Source organism: Streptomyces sp. BR123, from assembly GCF_013401435.1.
Classification (GTDB): Bacteria; Actinomycetota; Actinomycetes; order Streptomycetales; family Streptomycetaceae; genus Streptomyces.
Genome location: NZ_JACBGN010000588.1, coordinates 1 through 1,512, shown reverse-complemented (window position 1 = coordinate 1,512; position 1,512 = coordinate 1). Strand labels below are relative to the sequence as shown.

The following is a 1,512-nucleotide window of genomic DNA, read 5'->3' as shown; positions in this document are numbered from 1 at the left end:
GCCCTCCCCCTCGGCCGCGAGCGCCACCCCCTCCAAGACCGCCTCCGGAACCCCCCGAACCGCCGCCCCCAAGGCGGACGTCGACTGCGAGGGCGGCGGAGTGGGCCTGCACACCGTCCCGTCGCAGGGCGGCAAGGCCACCGTGCGGTACGGAAGCCGGGGCGTCTGCCTGATCTCCGCGATCCCCGGCCGCGGTTTCAAGGCGACCACCTCGCAGACCGCGGACGACACCCTCACGGTCACGTTCGCCAGCGACAACCACACGTCGGTCATCACGGCGACGATCGACCCGGGGCCGCGGGCCAGCGTCCGCGAAACGTCGTTCTGACCCCCTCCGCAGCGCTCGGCCGCCCCGGTCCCCTTCACGGGGTCCACGCCTTGTGCGCGGTCATGGGCCGAACTCCGGCGAAGCGGAAGGTGAGCTGTTCCTTAGGGCAAGCTGAAGACCGCGCCGAGACGGTTCCGGCAGCCCCGAGCGGTCCTATGCTCGCTTCAGCCGAGCGGCCGTCGACGCCGGGGAACGACTCCCCGGCGGACCGTGCGGGCCGCCGTCCACCGAGCGGGGGGCACCCGAAGCCCGTCCCGCCGTCCGAACCGTGCCCTGAGGTGTCTTCGCCATGAGTTCCCGCATGCTCCGACCCGTCCGCGCCGCCCGCCGTACGACGACACCGTCCCGCCCCGCCGCGCCCCTCGGGATACGTCTGCCGCTGGCCGCCGCGGCCGTGGTCGCCGTGGGGCTGACCGCCGCCTGCGGGCCGTCCTCGCAGCCCGTGGGATCCGCGAAGCCCACCGCTGCCCGCCCGACCGCGGAGTCCCTCCCCTCCGCTTCGGAGCCGGCCGGCGCGGCCGCCGAGGCGTCCCCGTCCGCTTCCGCCTCGCCGTCCGCCTCCGCCTCCGCCCCCGCTTCCGCCGCCGCTTCCGCCGCGCCCTCGCGGGCCGGGACGGGGGCCACCCCCGCCCGGACGTCGGCGAAGCCGACGGCCCGTTCGTCGGCCGCGCCCGCTCCGGCGGCGGTCCCCGGCCCCGGTTACGACAGTTCGGCCGACGCGCAGAAGCAGATCGACGCGGCGCTGCGCGCGGCCAAGGCGGACGGGCGGATGGTGCTGCTCGACTTCGGTGCGAACTGGTGCGGCAACTGCAAGGCCGCCGACAAGGTGTTCGCCCAGTCGCAGACCGCGGCGATCCTCGGGGCCTCGTACCACATGGTCAAGGTGGACATCGGCGGCAACAACCCCGCGAACTCCGCGCTCCTGGGCAAGTACAGCCCCTCCGGCGGCACCTACAAGATGCCCGTCCTGGTCGTCGTCTCCCCGACCGGCACGGTGCGCACCGACACCCACGTCACGGGCAATCCGCCCCTGACGCCAGAGGGCCTGAACGCCTTCCTCCGCCAGTGGGCGTCATGAGACGAGCTGTGCGGGCCGCAGCGGCCGGCCTCGCGGTGGCGGCAGGCTGCGTCCTCGCCGGCGCCCTGACGGACAGCGGGGGCGGCGGGGACGGCGGGGGCGGCGC

2 protein-coding genes are annotated in these 1,512 nt (G+C 75.4%); both read left to right on the top strand.

Annotated elements, in window-relative coordinates:
- Positions 1–328 (top strand): hypothetical protein (locus tag HYE82_RS36480; RefSeq protein ID WP_256988210.1); only part of this gene is annotated, 328 nt, incomplete at its 5' end.
- A 289-nt stretch (positions 329–617) separates the two neighbouring features.
- Positions 618–1,406 (top strand): thioredoxin family protein, encoded by a 789-nt coding sequence (locus HYE82_RS36475; protein ID WP_179178511.1) that lies wholly within the window; start codon positions 618–620, stop codon positions 1,404–1,406.
- The last annotated feature ends 106 nt before the right edge of the window (positions 1,407–1,512 follow it).

What these genes read in the sequence shown, in the direction of transcription:
- HYE82_RS36475 (WP_179178511.1), top strand. Translation starts at nt 618, where the DNA reads ATGAGTTCCCGCATGCTCCGACCCGTCCGCGCCGCCCGCCGTACGACG.